The organism is Paraburkholderia graminis C4D1M (assembly GCF_000172415.1).
Classification (GTDB): domain Bacteria; phylum Pseudomonadota; class Gammaproteobacteria; order Burkholderiales; family Burkholderiaceae; genus Paraburkholderia; species Paraburkholderia graminis.
Genome location: NZ_ABLD01000019.1, coordinates 123,246 through 141,607, shown reverse-complemented (window position 1 = coordinate 141,607; position 18,362 = coordinate 123,246). Strand labels below are relative to the sequence as shown.

Annotated in this window: 19 protein-coding genes and 2 pseudogenes; 4 read left to right on the top strand and 17 right to left on the bottom strand. The window is 62.6% G+C overall.

Features of this window, described 5'->3' with window-relative positions; translation table 11 throughout:
- A partial coding sequence (locus BGRAMDRAFT_RS35590; protein WP_232292358.1) for a hypothetical protein occupies positions 1 to 683 on the top strand: 683 nt, incomplete at its 5' end.
- Between the two features lie 1,186 nt (positions 684 to 1,869).
- Here the strand turns inward: BGRAMDRAFT_RS35590 and BGRAMDRAFT_RS24655 are convergent.
- The 16 genes from BGRAMDRAFT_RS24655 to BGRAMDRAFT_RS24580 form a co-directional block, all read right to left on the bottom strand.
- A complete protein-coding gene (locus BGRAMDRAFT_RS24655) occupies positions 1,870 to 2,580 on the bottom strand; it encodes a GntR family transcriptional regulator (protein WP_044021860.1) in 711 nt (236 codons plus the stop codon).
- Positions 2,581 to 2,612: 32 nt separating this feature from the next.
- A complete protein-coding gene (locus tag BGRAMDRAFT_RS24650; protein WP_006051588.1) occupies positions 2,613 to 3,392 on the bottom strand; it encodes a 2,3-bisphosphoglycerate-dependent phosphoglycerate mutase in 780 nt (259 codons plus the stop codon).
- A gap of 11 nt (positions 3,393 to 3,403) precedes the next feature.
- Positions 3,404 to 3,592: a hypothetical protein gene (locus BGRAMDRAFT_RS24645; RefSeq protein WP_006051587.1), complete on the bottom strand. Its 189-nt coding sequence runs from the start codon at positions 3,590 to 3,592 to the stop codon at positions 3,404 to 3,406.
- 7 nt (positions 3,593 to 3,599) lie between these two features.
- Positions 3,600 to 4,391 (bottom strand): carboxymuconolactone decarboxylase family protein, encoded by a 792-nt coding sequence (locus BGRAMDRAFT_RS24640; RefSeq protein ID WP_006051586.1) that lies wholly within the window; start codon positions 4,389 to 4,391, stop codon positions 3,600 to 3,602.
- Positions 4,392 to 4,472: 81 nt separating this feature from the next.
- The gene (locus BGRAMDRAFT_RS24635) at positions 4,473 to 4,868 is read right to left on the bottom strand and encodes a cupin domain-containing protein (RefSeq protein ID WP_006051585.1); all 396 of its coding nucleotides are present in this window, start codon (positions 4,866 to 4,868) and stop codon (positions 4,473 to 4,475) included.
- Between the two features lie 15 nt (positions 4,869 to 4,883).
- A complete protein-coding gene (locus BGRAMDRAFT_RS24630) occupies positions 4,884 to 5,792 on the bottom strand; it encodes an NAD(P)-dependent oxidoreductase (RefSeq protein ID WP_006051584.1) in 909 nt (302 codons plus the stop codon).
- A 30-nt stretch (positions 5,793 to 5,822) separates the two neighbouring features.
- Positions 5,823 to 7,172: an MFS transporter gene (locus BGRAMDRAFT_RS24625; protein ID WP_006051583.1), complete on the bottom strand. Its 1,350-nt coding sequence runs from the start codon at positions 7,170 to 7,172 to the stop codon at positions 5,823 to 5,825.
- Between the two features lie 217 nt (positions 7,173 to 7,389).
- Positions 7,390 to 7,785, bottom strand: coding sequence for a carboxymuconolactone decarboxylase family protein (locus BGRAMDRAFT_RS24620; RefSeq protein ID WP_006051582.1), 396 nt, complete (start codon positions 7,783 to 7,785; stop codon positions 7,390 to 7,392).
- A 192-nt stretch (positions 7,786 to 7,977) separates the two neighbouring features.
- Positions 7,978 to 9,408: an aldehyde dehydrogenase family protein gene (locus BGRAMDRAFT_RS24615; protein WP_006051581.1), complete on the bottom strand. Its 1,431-nt coding sequence runs from the start codon at positions 9,406 to 9,408 to the stop codon at positions 7,978 to 7,980.
- A gap of 34 nt (positions 9,409 to 9,442) precedes the next feature.
- On the bottom strand, positions 9,443 to 10,330 hold the full coding sequence (locus tag BGRAMDRAFT_RS24610; RefSeq protein ID WP_006051580.1) for an NAD(P)-dependent oxidoreductase: 888 nt from the start codon (positions 10,328 to 10,330) through the stop codon (positions 9,443 to 9,445).
- A 12-nt stretch (positions 10,331 to 10,342) separates the two neighbouring features.
- Complete coding sequence (locus BGRAMDRAFT_RS24605; protein ID WP_006051579.1) at positions 10,343 to 10,669, bottom strand: NIPSNAP family protein; 327 nt, start codon at positions 10,667 to 10,669, stop codon at positions 10,343 to 10,345.
- A 65-nt stretch (positions 10,670 to 10,734) separates the two neighbouring features.
- Positions 10,735 to 11,691 (bottom strand): NAD(P)-dependent oxidoreductase, encoded by a 957-nt coding sequence (locus BGRAMDRAFT_RS24600; protein WP_006051578.1) that lies wholly within the window; start codon positions 11,689 to 11,691, stop codon positions 10,735 to 10,737.
- Between the two features lie 24 nt (positions 11,692 to 11,715).
- Positions 11,716 to 13,086, bottom strand: a complete 1,371-nt coding sequence (locus BGRAMDRAFT_RS24595; protein ID WP_175130933.1) for an MmgE/PrpD family protein — start codon at positions 13,084 to 13,086, stop codon at positions 11,716 to 11,718.
- A gap of 4 nt (positions 13,087 to 13,090) precedes the next feature.
- Positions 13,091 to 13,876 (bottom strand): SDR family oxidoreductase, encoded by a 786-nt coding sequence (locus BGRAMDRAFT_RS24590; protein ID WP_006051576.1) that lies wholly within the window; start codon positions 13,874 to 13,876, stop codon positions 13,091 to 13,093.
- An 11-nt stretch (positions 13,877 to 13,887) separates the two neighbouring features.
- Positions 13,888 to 14,688: an N-acyl homoserine lactonase family protein gene (locus tag BGRAMDRAFT_RS24585; protein WP_006051575.1), complete on the bottom strand. Its 801-nt coding sequence runs from the start codon at positions 14,686 to 14,688 to the stop codon at positions 13,888 to 13,890.
- 49 nt (positions 14,689 to 14,737) lie between these two features.
- The gene (locus BGRAMDRAFT_RS24580) at positions 14,738 to 16,153 is read right to left on the bottom strand and encodes an MFS transporter (protein WP_006051574.1); all 1,416 of its coding nucleotides are present in this window, start codon (positions 16,151 to 16,153) and stop codon (positions 14,738 to 14,740) included.
- Between BGRAMDRAFT_RS24580 and BGRAMDRAFT_RS36185 the strand changes: the two are divergent.
- Positions 16,041 to 16,682: pseudogene (locus tag BGRAMDRAFT_RS36185) on the top strand (helix-turn-helix domain-containing protein); the annotation flags it as partial. The gene BGRAMDRAFT_RS24580 and the pseudogene BGRAMDRAFT_RS36185 sit on opposite strands and share 113 nt — an antisense overlap.
- A 48-nt stretch (positions 16,683 to 16,730) precedes the next feature.
- Here BGRAMDRAFT_RS36185 and BGRAMDRAFT_RS24575 read toward each other — a convergent pair.
- Positions 16,731 to 17,393: a LysR family transcriptional regulator gene (locus BGRAMDRAFT_RS24575; protein ID WP_232292362.1), complete on the bottom strand. Its 663-nt coding sequence runs from the start codon at positions 17,391 to 17,393 to the stop codon at positions 16,731 to 16,733.
- A 22-nt stretch (positions 17,394 to 17,415) separates the two neighbouring features.
- Between BGRAMDRAFT_RS24575 and BGRAMDRAFT_RS33930 the strand changes: the two are divergent.
- Positions 17,416 to 17,793 (top strand): annotated as a pseudogene (locus BGRAMDRAFT_RS33930) (TRAP transporter small permease); the annotation flags it as partial.
- Complete coding sequence (locus tag BGRAMDRAFT_RS35585; protein ID WP_269745263.1) at positions 17,742 to 18,263, top strand: aldehyde dehydrogenase family protein; 522 nt, start codon at positions 17,742 to 17,744, stop codon at positions 18,261 to 18,263. The pseudogene BGRAMDRAFT_RS33930 and the gene BGRAMDRAFT_RS35585, both read left to right, overlap by 52 nt.
- The last annotated feature ends 99 nt before the right edge of the window (positions 18,264 to 18,362 follow it).

The following is an 18,362-nucleotide window of genomic DNA, read 5'->3' as shown; positions in this document are numbered from 1 at the left end:
GCCCAGAACGCTCCGGCACCGTCAGTTGCCGAACCCAATACCAGGGCTACCGTTTGATGGCCCGGGCAGAACCTGTGAGGAGTGCATTGCACGCCGCCCATCTGGTGATTGAAGCGCCCTGCTACCCGACGCAACGCTGCTTCAACGCGCTGGATTATTTTTACGACCCCGCACTGGCCGTGCAATATGCCATCCGATGGGGACGGATCTGGGTCGAGCACCGGCTCACGAACGTCGCGGTACAGCGTGTGATATCAACGAAGCCGGCAAGCAACGCCGCACTGCTTCTGCACAAGGAACGCATTACCCCGCCGGTAATCATAGACGGACCCCCGGGCGAAAAAACGCTCCGCTTCGTAGCCCGAAAACCCGGAAGTTCAACCGCGGCGCTTGCCTACTGGCTTGGCGTGACTGAGCCGTCTAGTGAGGCGAGCCTCACTGAGTTAACCCGGCGCTTCGCGCCCCTGATGCAGGTCGTCTTCCCTGACGATCGCCCCGGTGCGTTCGTCAACCGTAGCGCGCTGCTCGCTATACATCAGTTGGGAACGATTGATCGACTTGTTTTCGTGGACGGCTCATCGCTCGACGTATGGAACGACCGCGCTTGCGCGGATATCTGTAACTTGCATTCCAGCCTGACGCACTCATGCTGTCTGTCAACGACCCGTCGATCACGGCTATGACCGGCCGCGCGGCAAGCCACCCTATCGTTGCCTGCTGCGACGCCGAACGACGCCCGAAATGTACGCAGCGGCCGACCGTGTCGCCGACGCGGCGCGCTGCTCCTCGACGCAACGGAAGCGACAGCCGTCTTTGCCAATTCGGCGGTCGCTCATCATGTTGATGATATCGACGAGGGATGCTGCGACAAAGCAAAGAAACCTGACAGCAGCGCTAGCATGAGTGTCGTCGAGCGGCTGACATGTTTCCTGGTGAAGTTAGCGGTTCCGTAGCTGCTAGTACATGATGACGAAATAGGTAGAACCAGCATGCTGAAAGCTGCCTTCCGTGCCGGCTGCGTAATCCAAGCCGTTGATTTATCAGGACAAGGGTGCGCGGATCTCATCAAGGCTGCGGGCGTGCTTCGGCAATTGCGCACGAGCAAGCCGGAGCCATGCATGCAGACCCATTTCCCATCAACAAAGAGCTTGCAAAACCCGTCGGGTCCATAGATGCACGGAATACTGACCCACGATTTGCATTGAATTCCACGCAGTAATTCGGGACGACGATCAAGATCCTGCCCGGCCCGCCGCTCAATGCGCTGCCTCTGGTTAGCGCGACTACGCAGTGCTCGCCGGTATGATCTGGCATGGGTAGGCTGCGGGGAGGGTTACGTCTCGCCCTCTTTGAAATCGCACGACGATGTGTCCGACGCCTGTCACGTGTCCATTCAAGACATTGCAGTTATCGTGGCCGAAGACTTCACGGGCAATGCAGCGGTTGGCCGCTCATTAGACCCTCGCGTTCAGCATTCGACATGCCGCGGCTCGGGAGCGAATGCGGCTCCCGTCGAGCCCGGTTCCTGCGACTGATGGCGCGATAGCGGAACGGAGTGTGCCGCGAGGCGTTTGAGAAAGCGAGCGGAACAGCCGACGGTCGCAATGGCTGCTGGAGAAGGAGGAACAAAACGCAAGGCGGTGCAAAAGGCGTCGTGACGCTCAACGAGGAAAACGACGATTCCCGCCATGAGACTTTATGGATCGCCTGCCGGGCGGCTGATCGATCTGTTCAGAAGAGAGGGCGAATGCCTTGGCGCGTAGCAGTTGCTGGTTTTCCGCCTTGCCAAGCTTGCCGGCCGGGCCAGCAAGCCACCGCTTCAGCAGGCGGTACTGGAATCGAGCGGAACGCCGCAACCCGCTCGACGCTTCAGGACGAAGACGCGGAAGAACCGGAACCCGCACCGTCTTCATCGCCCTCTTCGCCCAGCATCCGCAACGCGGCTTTCTCCGCATTCAACACGTGCTGGCGGGCAAGCTGTTGGGCCGCGTCCGCGTCACGTGCCTTCAGCGCTTTGTGCAGCTTGTCGATCTCGCGCAAGCTGCTGGGCAGCCGGTCTGGATGCATCAGCGAGGTCGCGCGCAGCAGGTTCACGCGCGAGTACAGGCTGTTTAGAATCTCTTTCACCAGATGGTTGCCGCAGTTGTCGAGCAACACGTCGTAGAGCGACGCTTTGGCCTTCAGCACGCCGTCCTGGTCTTGCGCCGTCGCGTGCACGCGCAGCGTTTTCGCCGCGTCGCCAAACTGCGCGATGGCTTCGTCGCTGGCGAGCCGCGCGAACTCGTGCGCCGCAAACCCTTCCAGCAACGCGCGCAGAGCGTATAGCTCCGTCGCTTCTTCGCGCGACATGACCGCGACTACCGGCCCCTTGTGCGGCACGTTGCGCACCAGCTTTTCTGCCTCGAGCTTGCGCAGCGCCTCGCGCACGGAGGTCCGGCTCACGCCCAGCGTTTCGCACAGTTCACGCTCGATGAGCCGCGCGCCCGGCGCGAAGCGCCCGCTCATGATGGCCTGGCGCAGCACGTTTTCCACCTGATGACGCAGCGTCTCCGGCCGGACCAACCCCATATCGGTCAACATCATTGTCTTCCAGTCCGACAAAAATCCAACCGCTATGATACTTCACCACTGGCCTTTAGAGGCCACTGGTTCGTTTCGCTGCCGGCTGAGATGGGTCGGGCCTGAAGCAGCGACCCGAGGCCAACGCGCAACACGACCCGCATCGCGTCGTCCAAGCGAAGCACGAGCGGCTCAGCGTGCGCCACCTCGAGCGAGGCGATTCGTGCGTCGTCGATGTGGTCTATATGCTTGAACAGCGCGCGCAATGCATTGCCATGCGCGACCATCAGCACCGACTCGCCGTTGCGCAATGAGGGCACCACCGTCGATTCCCATAGCGGCAGCACGCGCTCCAGCGTGTCGCGGAGGCTTTCGGTAAGCGGCAACGTGTCGGCATCCGGCAGCGCCGCGCTGTCGAATTGCGCGACGATATTCTGCTGACGTTCGGCATCGAGCGGCGGCGGCGCCTCCGCAAAACCGCGTCGCCACGCCTGCACGCGCGCCGCGCCATAGCACTCTGCGGCCGCGTCCTTTCCCATCCCCGTCAGCGCGCCGTAATGTCGATCGTTCAGACGCCACGAACGAACTACCGGCCGCTGTGGCGCGCCGCATCGGTCGAGAATCAGATCGAGCGTATGCCCCGCGCGGCGCAGCAGCGACGTCACAGCCAGATCGAACTGAGGAGCCAGCGCGCCGATCTGCTCGCCGAGCGCTATCGCCTGTTCGACGCCGTGCGGCGACAGGGGCACGTCCATCCATCCGGTGAAGCGGTTCGCCCGATTCCACTCCGACTGTGCGTGACGCAAGACCACGAGCGTTGCGCAATCCGCCATGCTCACCTCGTCTAGTTGTACCCCAGAATTGCGGACGTGCGGACGTGCGCCTGCTCGGTTCCGTTCGACGCGAGGCGCGACAGCGGCGCCGTCTGGAACGCGCGAAACATCGACTGCGGCTCGTTCGCGCGGAACGTTGAGGATGGCGCGGCAGACTCGCGCCGCGTGCTGCGCAACAGATCGAGGATTTCATTTCGCATCGGCGTATCAAGCCTCCGTCGCAGTGCGCCGTTTCGCGAGCGCCGCTTCGAGCAGCGGCGCGCCGAGTTCTGCGCCGTGAATGCCGGTCGTGCTGACAATTTCGAGCAGTTCCATGAGTTCTTCCGCCGTCGCGCCGTAACGCAGCGCGTTGCGCATGTGCAGCTTGAGCCCCGGCACGTACAGGTGAGTCGACGATGCGTCGAATGCGCAATACATGAACTCCTTGATCTTCGGACTGAGCACGCCGGTGCGCCATGGCACCGACGAGAATGCGACATACGCCTCGAACAGATCGGGGTCGAGTTCGAGCAGGCCTGCCCACGTGGGATGCCAATAGCCGCGGTTCTTCTCGAACGCTTCCTTGAGCGCGCTGCGCCTTGCGTCGAGCGGTACGGGGCCGTCGCGCAATCCTTCCTCTTCGAGCACTTCGAGCAGCACCGGCACGCCCACGTTGCTCGTGTGAATGCCGATCGTGCTGATCAGTTCGAGCACTTCCATCAGTTCATCGGCGGTTGCGCCGAAGGCGAGCGCCCGCTCCAGATGATGTGCGACGCCGGGACCATACAGTTGCGTGGCGCATGCATCGGCGGCAAGGGCGATGAACGCGCGCACCCTGTCCTCCAGATGATTCCTTCGCTGCGGCACGGCCGAGAACTGCACGTACGCATCGACAAAACCCGCATCGAGACGAAGCATGCTGTCCCACGCGGCATTCCACGATCCATGCACGCGCACGAAGTCTTCCTTGATCTGCTGCGGATCGCGCGATCCGCTCACCGGCTGCGCTCCTTCGTTCATTCGCTGATTCCTCATGATGACGACGATCGAATGACTGCACGCCGACGTGGCCCGCGCGACGCATCACGTTGCTCGCGCGCGTCAGCGCGCGTTCAGCCCCTGCGGATAATCGGCTTCCGCGACCTCTTCCTGCCACATGGATTTGCCGATCGACGTCGCGATATGAACCATGTAGCTGCCGTCACTTGCGCCATGCCAGTGCCGCTCGTTCGGCCCGATGAACACAATGTCGCCCTGACGGATTTCCTGCGGCGCTTCGCCTTCCTTGCAGATCCAGCCTTTGCCCGCCGTCACCTGCAACACCTGTCCCCGCTCGTGCGCATGCCAGTACGTGCGTCCGCGCGGCGCGAAGAAGACCGTGTTGATCGTCACGCCGTCCGTCGTCGGCATGACGGGGTCGGCCCACACCGTGCCCGTGAACGTCTCGCCGCGCTGCTCCGACATCTTCCCTTCTGCCCTGCCGTGAAATACCTTCATGAATGCCTCTCCTTGCTATGAACCTTTGCGCTCGCCGTCGAACAACCGCACGCCGCCCGATACGTCGCCGATCGCATCGACCACGCGATTGCTGATTACGTCGCCATAACCGAGCGCCGTGCCGAGGCCGAAGCTCGCCAACGGCCCCGACGCGTTCAGCGACACCACACCCAGTTCGCGCACGCGATCCACATACAGCACGACGTCCTTGGTCATGAGCTTGCCCGTCAGACCGCCTTCCAGATAGTCGCCGTCGACAATCTTCGGAAAGCGGTTCAGCGTCGCGAAGTTCACACCGCTGCTGCTGTTCAGCACGTCGAGCAGCAAATGCAGATCGAGCCCCGCCTTCTTGCCCGCGACCATGACTTCCGCACTCGCCGCCAGGCTCACCGCGTTCAGGAAGTTGTTCAGCAGCTTGGTCGTGTGGCCCGCGCCGCTGCCGCCCATGTGCGCGACTTTCGACGCGATGGGCGCGAACGCCCATTCGAGCGCCTGCACGGCATCCGCCTCACCGCCCACCATCAGCGTGAGCGTGCCCTTTTCTGCCGCCGCCGCGCCGCCCGATATGCCGGCGTCGACATACTGCACGCCCTGTTGCGCGAAGCGCTCCGCGAGCCGGATTGTGGAGCTTGCGGCAGCCGTGCTGAGATCGGCGACGATCTGTCCCGCGCGGCAATTCGCCAGCACGCCGCTCTCGCCTTCGACCACCGACTCGACCACCTTGCTGTCGGGCAGCGACATCATCACGACGTCGGCGAACTTCATCACATCGGCCAATGCCGCCGCCGACTGGGCGCCCGCCGCCTTCACGCGCTCGGGCACCGGGTCGTAGCCGAGCACCGCAATGCCCGCATCGACGAGACGACGCGTCATGCGGCCACCCATATTGCCGAGACCGATAAATCCGATCCTTTCCTTGTTCATGTCCGCTGGTTCCTTGCTGGTGGTTATTGATCAGAAGTCGACGTCCTTCGTTTCCGGTCCCATCAGCGCGCCAACCGCGCCGATCAGTCCGCCGACGCAAAGCAGCACCACCGACGTCATCCGCAGCGGCATGAAGGCGCTCAGCCAGTCCATATAGAACGCGTAGAACGACGGGATGATCACCGACAGGCTGAAGCCGACGCCGAAGCCCGTCGCCCGCACGTCGGTGACGAAGCGTTCGTTGATGTACGTGACGATCACGCCCCACGGCGAAGTGACGAGTACCGCGAGCACGCAGACGAGCACGATGATGGTTGTCAGCGAAAGCCCCTCGACGTTAGCCAGCGTGTAGAGCAGCGCTGCGCCGACGGTTGCGATCAGCGGGCCGACGATCACGAAGAAGCGCCGCCGTCCGATCACCTGCGCAATCATTCCCGAGCCGATGTAGCTGAAAAACAGCACGAAATACGTGATCATCAGCGTCGAGGTCATCTGAAAGCCGTTCAGATGCAGCGTCTTCACCAGCAGACCCGTCGGCAGAAAAATGGTGATGATGTTTTGCGTGAGCCAGAAGCCCGTCATCATGACCAGCACCTGGAGCAGATTGCGCCCGCTCTTGCCGCGCACGAGGTCGGTGAGCGGCAGCTTCTCGGGCTGACTGCCCTTGTCTGCCGCTTCGCTTTCCCAGATCTCCGATTCGGCGACCTTGCGCACGTAGTACATCGCGAGAACGCCCGCGAGGACCGCGCCCAGCACGAACGGAATGCGCCAGCCCCATTGCGCATAGGGCGAATGCATGCCGTTGAGCGGAAACAGCACGAACATCAGCATCGCAATCAGGTTGATCGAGACATACGCCAAGGGAAAACCGGCGATGATGAAGCCGCCGACAAAGCCGCGCTGCGCCTTCTTCGAATACTCGATCGCAAGCGGCATTGCCCCTGTGTAGCCTCCGCCGAGAAAGATGCCGTCGACGAAACGCAGCAGCACCAGCGCCCAGTACGACGCGATGCCGATGCTCTCGTAGCCGGGCAGCAGCGCGATCAGCAACGTGACGACGCCGAAGCCCGACACCGACCAGATCGACGCCTTGCGACGGCCGATGCGGTCCGCGACCATGCCGAACAGCAGAGCGCCGATCGGGCGTCCGAGCAGCGTCGTGATGAATACCAGCGATGCGAGAATCGTCTCCATGCCGCCCGACAGATGCGGCGGCTGGAAGAACGCGAGCACCGGCGACAGGACAACGACGGGCAAGTAGATATCGAACATGTCGATGTACTCGGAGAAGAACGCGCCCTTGATGGCGTTGCGTCTTTTCATTTCTATCGACTGCTCCTGTTCGGACTGAACGACGTCAGTCACGGTGAGGGTCTTCATGGTTGTCTCCTTTCGATGGGAACAGACGCCGTGCGCCCAGTTCCCGTCATGTGCAAGATCGCTGCTGCCGTGCCCGACAGCGCGTGCTGCGTTTTGGTATGCGTTGCCTCTTGTTTCTGTGTGCTCTTCTTCGCTGCTTCGGACTGCCTCGATACTTCGTGTTTTGCTTCAGGCCGGCGCGCGACTGACGCGCGCTTAAGCAACTTCAGGCGACCGCTCAGGCCGCCGAAACTTCCGCTTCGTACGCCTTGATCGCCTCGGTCGCGACGCGGAACGCGGCGAGCGCGAGCGGCACGCCGCAGTAGATGGCCGCCTGCATCAGCACCGCACGGATCTCGTCCTTGGTCACGCCGTTTCGAAGCGCGCCCTTCACGTGCACCGACAACTCGTGGTGCTGACTCATCGCCGTGAGCATTCCGAGGTTCAGCAGGCTGCGCGTCTTGAACGGCAGCGTCATGTCGCCCCAGATGTCTCCCCAGCAGCATTCGGTGACGTACTTCTGCATCGGCCGATTGAAGTCGTCCGCGTTGGCCCACGACTTCTCCACGTGCGCCGCGCCGAGCACTTCCTTGCGGTTTTCAAAGCCTTTTTCGAAACGATCGTTGCTGTCCATCTTCAAGTCCTCTCCGTTGCACTACGTGTTCATTCACGTGACGCTACACGTATGGTTTGCCTAACTAAATGATTGTCCGACAATCTTATCTGGCAAAAAAATTTAGTGGTTAGCCTGGTTATTCGTCCGTCTCAAGTTCTTTGGCTTCATGGTGAATGCCGGTCGCCCTTCGGGCCCCCGGCCGCGAACCAGTCAATCTGCGCCATATCCAACTAACGCCTTCGTTTCCAGATACTCACGCAGTCCCGCTTCGCCCCACTCGCGGCCGTTGCCGGAACGCTTGTAGCCGCCGAACGGCGCGAGAAAATCGGCAGGTGGATAGTTCAGATGCACGCCACCCGCGCGCAACGCGCGGCCTACCTTGCGCGCGCGAGACAGATCGCCCGATTGCACGTAAGCAGCAAGGCCGTACTCGGTGCCGTTCGCGATGGCGATGGCTTCGTCTTCGCTGTCGTAGGGAATCATCGAGAGCACCGGGCCGAAGATTTCCTCGCGCGCAATGGTCATGTCCGGCGTGACGTTGCCGAAAACGGTCGGCTTCGCGTAGTAGCCCTTTTCGATGCCGTCGGGCAATCCCGTGCCGCCCGTCACGAGCCGCGCGCCTTCGTCGATGCCCTTCTGTATCAGCATCTGCACCCGCTCGAACTGACAGCGGTTGACGAGCGGACCGAGTTGCGTCGACGGCTCGTCGGTCGGGCCAACGCGATACGACTCGGCGGCACGCTTTGCAATCTGCATGGCGTCGTTCATCAGATGGTGCGGCACGAGCATGCGCGTCGGAATCGAACACGACTGCCCGGAATTCGTGAAGCAGGCGGCCACGCCGCGCTTCACGGCTTCGTCGAGATCGACGTCGTCGAGCAGGATATTCGCGGACTTGCCGCCCAGTTCCTGCGCGACGCGCTTGACGCCCGGCGCGGCCGCCTGCGCGACCAGCACGCCCGCGCGCGTCGATCCGGTGAACGACACCATGTCGATATCCGGATGGCCGGCAATCGCTTCGCCCACGCCCGGACCGTCGCCGTTCACGAGATTGAAGACGCCTGCGGGCACTTGCGCTTCGTCGAGCACTTCAGCGAAAAGCAGCGCGCTGAGCGGCGAATACTCGCTCGGCTTCAGCACCATCGTGCAGCCGGCCGCGAGCGCGGGCGCGATCTTCACGACGATCTGGTTGACGGGCCAGTTCCACGGCGTGATCAGTCCACATACACCGATCGCTTCGAGCACGACGCGCGTGTTGCCGCGCTGTTCCTCGAACTGGAAGCGCTCGAGCACTTCGATCAACGCATTCAGATGCGCTGGGCCGCGCGCGGCCTGTCCGCTACGCGCGAACGCGATGGGCGCACCCATTTCGCGGCGCATCGTCTCCGCGAATTCCTCGTAGCGCCGCTCATAGATGCTCAGCACACGGCGCAACAACTCGACGCGCTCCGCCACGCTCGTTGTCGACCACGCGGGAAACGCGCGGCGCGCAGCGGTAACCGCACGGTCGACGTCCTCCGCATTGCCAAGCGCGAGCCGTTCAAACGGCGCTTCAGTCGACGGATCGACGATGTCGAACCATCTCGCGGACGCGGGCTCGACCCAGCGTCCGTCGATATAAAACTGCCCTGCATGTGACATTCCAGGCTCCAGTGCGTAAAAGGTCAGAAGGCGGTCAGCGAACATCGCGATCGAGCAGGCGGTACATTTCTGTGTGATCGGTTGCGGGTGTCGAACGCTGCGCGGCTTCGTCCCACATCGTCGTGCAGGTCACGCCGAGCGTCATCGGATAGTCCACCGACTGCGCGAGCGCGCGGGCGATCTTCAGGTCCTTATTCATCAGTTGCAGCGCGAAGCCGGACGCGAACGTGCCGCTCAGCATGAACTGCTTGACCTTGTTCTCAGAGGTATTGCTGCGTCCCGTCGACGCGTTGAGCACGTCGGTCATCACGCCCGGCTCGATCCCGAAGCGTTGCGCGACGTGCAGCGCTTCGACCGTCGCCGCGAGGCCCGCCGCCGACACGTAGTTGTTCAGCGCCTTCGCCGCGTGTCCCGCGCCCGCGCCGCCAATGTGCAGGATGCTCTTACCCATCGCTTCGAGAACGCTCTGGCAGCGCGCGAGGACCTCCGCGCGACCGCCGACCAGAATGGCCAGCGTGCCTTCCTTCGCCTTCTTCACGCCGCCCGAAACGGGCGCGTCCAGATACGCTAGCCCGCGTTCTTCGAGCACCGCACCGAGCTTCTGCGAGCGTTGCGGCTCGGACGAACTCATGTCGATCACCACGGCGTTTCTCGCGAGCGCGCTCGCCCATCCGTCTGCACCGCCGCCGAGCAGCACCGTTTCGACGACGGCCGAATTCGGCAGCATGGTGATCAATGCGTCGAGCGACACGGCGTTGTCTTTGCTGAGACGCTGCCCGCCGATCTGCGCGGCGAGCGTGTCGGCGCGCGCGGTGTCGGCGTCGTCGACGAACAGCTCGAAACCCGCGTTGGCGAGACACTGCACCATCGGCGCGCCCATCATGCCGAGCCCAATAAAACCAATGCGCTTTCGTTCCGTCATGGCGTTTGTCTCCTAGCGCAGCGCCGAGAACGCAGTCGGCGTCAGAAAGTGATTTTCGATGCGCGCGACAATCGGCTTGTCTGCCTCGGTCGCGTTGCGCTTCGCGATCCATTCGGCGTCGGCCTGGAACGCATTCCACTTCTGCTCGCGCTCGGCGAGACTTTCCCATTTCAGCATGTAGGTGAGCGCGTGATTGTCCGCGCCGATCAACGTGGTCCAGAAGCCGATCTGTTGAATGCCGTGCTTTTCGAAGAAGCCAAGCGTGGTGGAGTTGAAGCGGTCGAGCAAGGCCGGAAGGCGAGTGGGCGCGCAGTGATAGATGCGCATTTCAACGATCATTTGAATCTCCGTGAAAAAAATATGTTTGCTTCGCCATGCGAGAGGCGTTTAGTGAAACAGGCGGCTCAATCTTCGAGTCCATCGACCGACGACCAGCGCTCGACGTATCTGACAAGTTCGGTCATGTCACGCGCGCTGCCGTCCTGCATGGCCGCGTAGTTCCAGACCTGGCGCGCAACGTTGCCGACCCACATGGGCACACCGAGCGCCTGACATTCGTCGACAGCAAGGCCGATGTCCTTGCACACGCTGGTCACCGGAAAGCCGAAATCGAACGAGCGCGGCAGCACGTGCTTCGGAAACTTGTCGAGCGTCGCGCCGTTCTTGCCGCTGCCCGCATTGATCACCGACATCATCACGTCGGGGTCGAGGCCGCCGCGCACGCCGGCCACGAAGGCCTCGGACGTGATCGCGAACGCAGTCGACGACAACATGTTGTTCAGCAGCTTCAGCAGTTGTCCCTGACCCGCCTTGTCGCCGACCACGAAAACCTTGCCGAGCACCTCGAACAGACCGCGCACTTCTTCCAGCGCGACCGGATTGCCGGCCGCCATGATGGCAAGCGTGCCCTTCGTCGCGCCCGCGGCACCGCCGCTCACGGGCGCATCCACGGTTTCGATGCCCTTCGCGAGCAAACCGTCCGCGACTTCCTTCTCCATGCGCGAGCCGACAGTCGATAGATCGACCATGATCCGGATCGCGCCGCCCTCGATCAGCCCGCCCTCGCCGAGCGCGACCTGACGGAATATCGCGGGCGTCGGCAAACTCGTGAAGACGATGTGCGCGCTGTCGGCCACTTCCCGCACCGATGCGGCCGCTCGTGCGCCGATCGCCTTCAGTTGCTCCACGGCCGATTCATCGCGGTCGTACACGACCACGTTGTGACCTGCTTCGATCAGCCGCCGCGCCATCGGCCGGCCCATCGTGCCGACGCCGACAAAACCGAGCGACTGCTGACTGTGTTGGTCCTGCTGATTTAATGCCTGAGTTGATGACTGATTTAATGCCTGACCGCTCGACATGACAATCCTCGTAAAAAGAAAACTTCAATGCGGGCCGCGAGCCGATGTAATCCGCACCACGGCCGCAGCATCGGGCTCGTTTTCAAACTTCCATAGACGCTCGACGAGCGGCTCTGTCTCAACGCCCGAGCGCCCATAGGCCGCGAGCCGATGCAGCTTGTCCGCCAGTTCGACGTTTGCCAGCGGTGCATCGAGGCTGCCGCGTGCCGCCTGCACGCGATGCGACGGACGCTCGCCCGATCGCAGGACGATCGTAACTTGCGCCGACTCGACGGGCCACGCCGCGTCATCAATGAAACGGAGGCGCCTCGCCAACGCGCGCAGCGACGGATCGGCGACGGCGGCATCGCTGAACTCTTCGAGCCCTGCTTTACCGCGCGACAGCGCAACGGCCACCGCATGCTGCGCGCTAACCTGCGATTCGCGGCCCGTGCGCACGCCTGGCCGGTCGGTGCGCTCGCGCAGCAGCGGATGTCCTGCCAGTTCGATCTGTTCGATATCGTCGAAAGACCAACGCGCGTCGCGGCGCAAGTCGAGGCACGCGTCGATCACCGGATTCAACACGACACCACACGGATACGGCTTGTAAGTGTTCTTCAGCAGCGCCCATTCGCGGCCGAGATCTTGCGTGAGCGCGCTCCAATGCGGATTCGGTGTCGCCACGCGCACGAAACCGCGCTCGCCTTCGAGCGGCGCATCGGGGCCCGAAAACCCGTCGTTGGCCAGCAGCGCCGACAACAAGCCGTTGCGCGCCGCGTTGCCCACGCTGATGCTTTTCGACATCGTGCCGAGCGTTTCCACAAGACCGCCCGCTTGCGCGGAAGCATTGCCGAGCGCCCACACGGTCTCGCGTTCGCCGAGCGAAAGCGCCTTCGCCACGGCGGCCGCCGCGCCAAACACACCGCACGTCGACGTGATGTGCCAGCCGCGCCGATAGTGTTCCGGCGACACCGCGTTGCCGATGCGGCACTCCACTTCGACGCCAAGCACGAACGCGAGCAGCAACGCTTCGCCGCTCAGCGCGTGCGACTCGGCGAGCGCGAACAGCGCGGCAGCGACTGGCGCGGTCGGATGAATGATGGTGGGTATATGCGTGTCGTCGAAGTCGTAGACGTTCGCGCTCATCGCATTCAACGCGGCGGCGTTCAGCATGTCCGAGCGCTCGCTGCGGCCAATGACGGTTGCGTCGTCATTCGCGGAAAAGCGGCTATAAACGGATACGGCCTTGTCGAGTGTCGGGTCGTGACAGCCCGCGAGCGCCACCGCGAAGTAGTTGACGAGCGAGCGCTTTGCCTCGCTCCGCACCGCAACGGGCACGTCGCGCCATTGCGTGTCCGCCACGAAGCGCGCGAGTTCGCGCGTCAGTTCGCCGTTGTGAGTTGCGCGTAGATCCATGGAATCAGGCTGCAAGCCAGCCTCCTTCTATCGGCATCATCGCGCCGGTAATCTGGCTCGCCGACGCTCCGCAGAGAAAGACAACCATATCGCCGACGTGCTCGGCCTCGACCAGTTCGCCCGTCGGCTGCTTGCCCTTCAGGAACTCGCGCACGGCGTGACTGCGATCGAGCCCGCGCTCGTCCATCAATGCGTTGATGCGACCGTCGATGTTCGGCGTGAGTACCGATCCCGGGCAGATCGCATTGCAGGTGATGCCCTGATTCAGCGTTTCAATCGCAACCGAGCGCGTGAGTCCGAGCAGCGCGGTCTTCGTCGTCACATAGTCGACGCGATTGGCAACCGCGCGCGCGCCGTACACCGACGTCATGTTGAAGATGCGCCCCCAGCCACGCTCGCGCATGACGGGCAGCACAAGTTGAATCGCGCGAAACGCGGCCGTCAGATTCACCGCCAGCGCGTTGCTCCAGTGTTCGAACGGAAACGCGTCGATCGACTCGAAGTGACGGACCACCGCGTTGTTGATCAGCACGTCCAGTGACTTCACGCGCTCGCGTGCGGCATCGACCAATGCGTCCACACCGGCCGGCGTCGAGAGATCCGCTTGCACGTAGCCGACCTCGACGTCGAACGCATGCGCCAGTTCGTCTGTGGTTTGCATCATCCGCTGCGGCGCTTCAAGTCCGTGCAACACGATGTTGGCGCCCGCACCAGCGAGTGCACGCGCCATGGCGAGTCCCAAACCGTTCGACGAACCCGTGACGAGCGCCCCCTTGCCTTTGAGCATCATCGTCGCCTCGCCTAGCGCGCGTTGGCGTCGAGACGCACGATCCAGCCTTCGGTCTCGCGGTCATGCGACGGATAGCGCGTCAACACAGCCGGATCGTGGCCGGGAATCACATGCTCCGGCGAGCTGGCGAGCCGATGCGCGGCTTCGTAACCCTCGATCATGTCGCCCACGTTGTAGACAACAGGGAACGGCCGATGCTCCTGCATGTTCGCGTAGAAATGCGACGCGTCCGACGCGAGCACGACCCAACCGCGCTCCGTATGCACGCGCACGACCTGCAATCCGTTGGTGTGTCCGCCCACCCAATGCACGCTCAATCCCGGCGCGATGTCCGACGCGCCGTCATGGAACTGCACGCGGCCGGCGAACAGACGGTCCACCATCGACTTGACGTCCTCGGGTTCGAACGGATGACTGAGCGCGTGATGACACATGCAGCGCCCCGTGCAATAGGCCATCTCGCGGTCCTGAAGGTGATAACGCGCGCGCGGAAACAGCGAGTGGTTGCCCGCGTGGTCGTAATGCATGTGGGTGATGATGACGTCTTCGACATCGGCGGCACGAATGCCGATCTGGCCGAGGCCGCGCTCCACCGTATTGGTGATCATGCGGCCGCGCTTGTCGGCCATCGCCTGATCGAAACCGGTGTCGACGATGTACGTGCGCGACTGGCCCACCACGGCCCATACGAAGTAATCGAGCGGCATGGGCACATCATGCGAGTCGCCGCCAATGAAGTTGTCGCCTGAACGGCGTTCGAAATGCGCGTATTTGATTGCGTAGATACGGTAACTCTCAGAGGGCGATGACATGCCTTTCGTCTCCTTTCTGTTGTGATCCAGGCGAATTTCGCGAGGCTGCTTACTTCGTGGCGACCGTCGAACCTGCTTGAAGCGCTTCTACATCATGCGGGTTTGCGTCGGCCGCAATGGCTTCCAGCGAGCGGTGCCGCGTTTCGGTGCCGAGCACGCCCACGACCAGCGCCTGCAGCAGCAACGTGCCGACAATCAGTGTCAATACGCCCGCAATGCCAAAGCGCATGAACGCGCTCGCCACCGCGTATGGCACAACGATGCTGACCGCGCGACCGACTGTGTTGGCGAATCCCGAGCCGCGCAGCCGCAACTGTGTCGGGAACAGTTCCGGGACGTACGTGGCAACACTGAACGACGACAGTACGTAAATGCCGGCCGTGATCGCGAAGCCCAACGCGGTGATGACCACTGTCGATTGCGCGAACGGATAGGCGACGCCGAAGGCCGCGCAAATCAGCGAAAACACGACAATGCCCCACTTTCGCCCAACGCGCTCGGCGAGTACGAATGCAATGAGCGAACCAACGGGGCCGCCCGCGAACATCAGCGCAGTCATGCCAAGCGAATTCGCTACGCTGTGTCCCTGCTTCACGAGGAACGTGGGTATCCAGCTGACGAATGCGTAATTGACGGTGAAGAGTGCGACGAGCACAGTGACCGCTGTGATCGTGCGCGTCAGCAGACGGCGCGAGAATAGTTCGGCGAGACGGCCTGTGTCGCTGGTATCGTCATACGCCATGCCCGCTGCGGTGGAATGGATCGCGCTCCCCGTGCCGCTCGCAGCGGGACTTCCACATGCGGCTTCAATCCGTTCGACGATCTGCCGCGCTTCCTGGCCGCGTCCACGCGATGCAAGCCAACGCGGCGATTCAGGCATCGACTTGCGCATGAACCAGACGATCAACGCGCCGCATCCCGCAATGGCGAACATCCAGCGCCAGCCGTAGTGCGGGACGATGAGCCAGCCGAGGAACGTCGACAGAAAAAGCGACGTATTGATTATCAGATTGAGGATGGTGCCGAAGCGGCCGCGCCAGTTCGCGGGAATGAATTCGCTGAGCGTGCCGTATCCGACCACGATTTCCGCGCCCATGCCGAGACCCATCACGAGACGAAAAAAGATGAGCCAGTACATTGACGGCGCGAGCGCTGCCGCGATGGAAGCGAAGCCGTATATGCCGAGATTGAACTGATAGCAGAAGCGCCGCCCAAAGCGGTCGCCGAGCAGTCCGGAAAGCCACGCGCCCGTCATCATGCCGATGAATGTGACCGACACGAACGTCGCATTCAGACCCAACGTCGACTCGCCGCTGTGGATCATCGCGGCGAGCACCGTACCCGCGATATAGATGTCGAAGGAATCGAAGTACATGCCGGCCGCGATCAGGCCGAGCAGACGCCAATGGAAGCCGGACAATGGAAGTCTGTCCAGACGCGCTCCGATGCTGGCATCCATCTGCATGTGCTGTCTCCATGATGTCTGGCGTTCTAGTTCTCCTGCCGCCCTCGTCGTGGCAAGGGCGAAAGGCAGAGGACACACTGTCTTCTTGCTGACGGATTATATTCCTGTCATACAATCAGTCAAGAAGATATGGTTGATTTGTTCGACCAATCAGATCACGCCTGCGTTTATAGAAATGTCGCCTTCTAGCCATTTAGAAATGTCGTGTTCTGGTCTGGGTATGCTTCCCGGTTCCCCGCGGGATTACGGAGCCGGCCATGCATCCCGCGACACTGTGACATTGAACATGCGCGAACTCGACCGACTGAAGGTGATCCAGGCTGTGGTGGGCACCGGTCTGAAACCTGGACGTGCTGCCGACCGGCTGGGCCTGACGGTGCGGCAGATCGAGCGGCTGGTAATCCGGTATCGTGAATCAGGCGCAGCGGGCCTGGTCTCACGCAAACGCAGCCGGCCGGGTAACCGGCGGCTGGACGACGACGAGGCCCAGCGCGCCTTGGCGATTGTCCGCGAGTACTACGCCGATTTCGGCCCGACGCTGGCCTGCGAGAAGCTGCGTGAATGCCACGGCATCCGCCTAGCGAAGGCTCACGCGCTCCGGCGTCACGCGCGCATCGGTGAACCATTTGAGAACCGTCTCATGCAGCCTTGCCGTCGGCGGGCTGATGAGCAGATGGAGGGAACCGAGGTCCGATGGCGACAGCGCCTCGCGTGTGACCGGGAAACCTGCATGCGCAAACCACCCGAAACGGTTCTTGCCGATCACCTCCTGTTTCACATGTCCGGGCACATGCGCCTCCGACACGATCGCCACGTCCAACTGCTCTCCCGCAAGCATCTGGCTAACCGCGCCGGTATCGCCGACGAAGATGGACGTCCGCAGCGCCGGATAATGACGCTCGATGCGCTCGATCAGATCGGTCGCCGACACTAGCGCGAAGCTTTCATTCATTCCGAGCCGCAGCAAGCCTCTCAACGGATCGCGCGTGCGAAAACGTTCGACGAGTTCACTCGCGCTGCCTAGCGTTCTATCCGCCAATTCAATCAGCGCATGCCCCTCGGCGGTCAGCCGTATCCTCGGTCCCTGCCGCACGAACAACTGCACGTTCAGCGCCGATTCGAGTTCCTTTACGCGCGCCGAAATGCTGGGCTGCGCAAGGTGCAGGTCCTCCGCCGCAGCATGAAAACTGCCGAGACGCCGTACTGATCTGCCTGCGTGGATCCGCTCCACGGATCGCATCGTCATCACAGTGCTGAATCTGATGCTGATAGCGCAGGTGTTTCTGATCTTCGTCGCGACGCTCTCGCGCTCGGTGTTTCATTTGTCGGCGCTCATGGGCGTCGACGAGCTATCACCGCTCTTTCTTGTGACCGCCGCGTTTCTCGGCGGCGCTGTTGCCTACAGCCGCGGCCATTTCCTGTCGATCCGCCTTCTCGTGGACCGTCTGCCAAGGCGCTGGCAGGACACCTGCGATGGCGCATCGGGATGGATCGTGATCATCGTCTCTCTGCTGATCGGCGGCCTCTCGATTCCCCTCCTGATCTCGAACGCGGACGAATCGACCGTGCTGCTCGGCATTCCCTACGCGTGGAGCACTCTGCCGATCACCGTCGGATCGGCACTCTTCGTGATCCATGCGGCGCTTGCGAATTTGAAGCGGCCGACCTTCGCAAAGCTGGCCTCGTTCGCACTGGTGTGGCTGCCGGTGCTCCTGTTCATGTTGTGCAAGACGTGGCTCGGTCTGCATGCGCCCGTGCTGAAGCCGGCGCTGCTCGCGGGCGACCCCGCGAACGTCGCATCCGGGAGGAAATCTTCGGACCGGTGGCGTTTCTCACAACGTTTCGCGATGAGGCACATGCGGTCGAACTCGCTAACGCCACGGACTACGGCCTTGCCAACAGTGTATGGAGCGCAGACCTGCAACGCGCGACGCGGGTTGCGGAAGCGATGGTGGCCGGCAATAGCTGGATTAACGCGCACAACGTGTTTCCGCACGGGGTGCCCTACGGCGGAATCAATAGTAGCGGCATGGGCGGCGGCGTGAACAGTCCGGAAACGCTGTTCGACTACTGGCGCAGCCAGTCGATGGTGCGACCGCGCGCGATCTGAAATCGCAGCGCCAAGCGGCGGCTTGCGATGCGAGGTGAGCCCGTTGAGCGCGCCGCGTGCAATTGCACCTTCGGGTTGGGGGATGTGGACCGGCAGCAT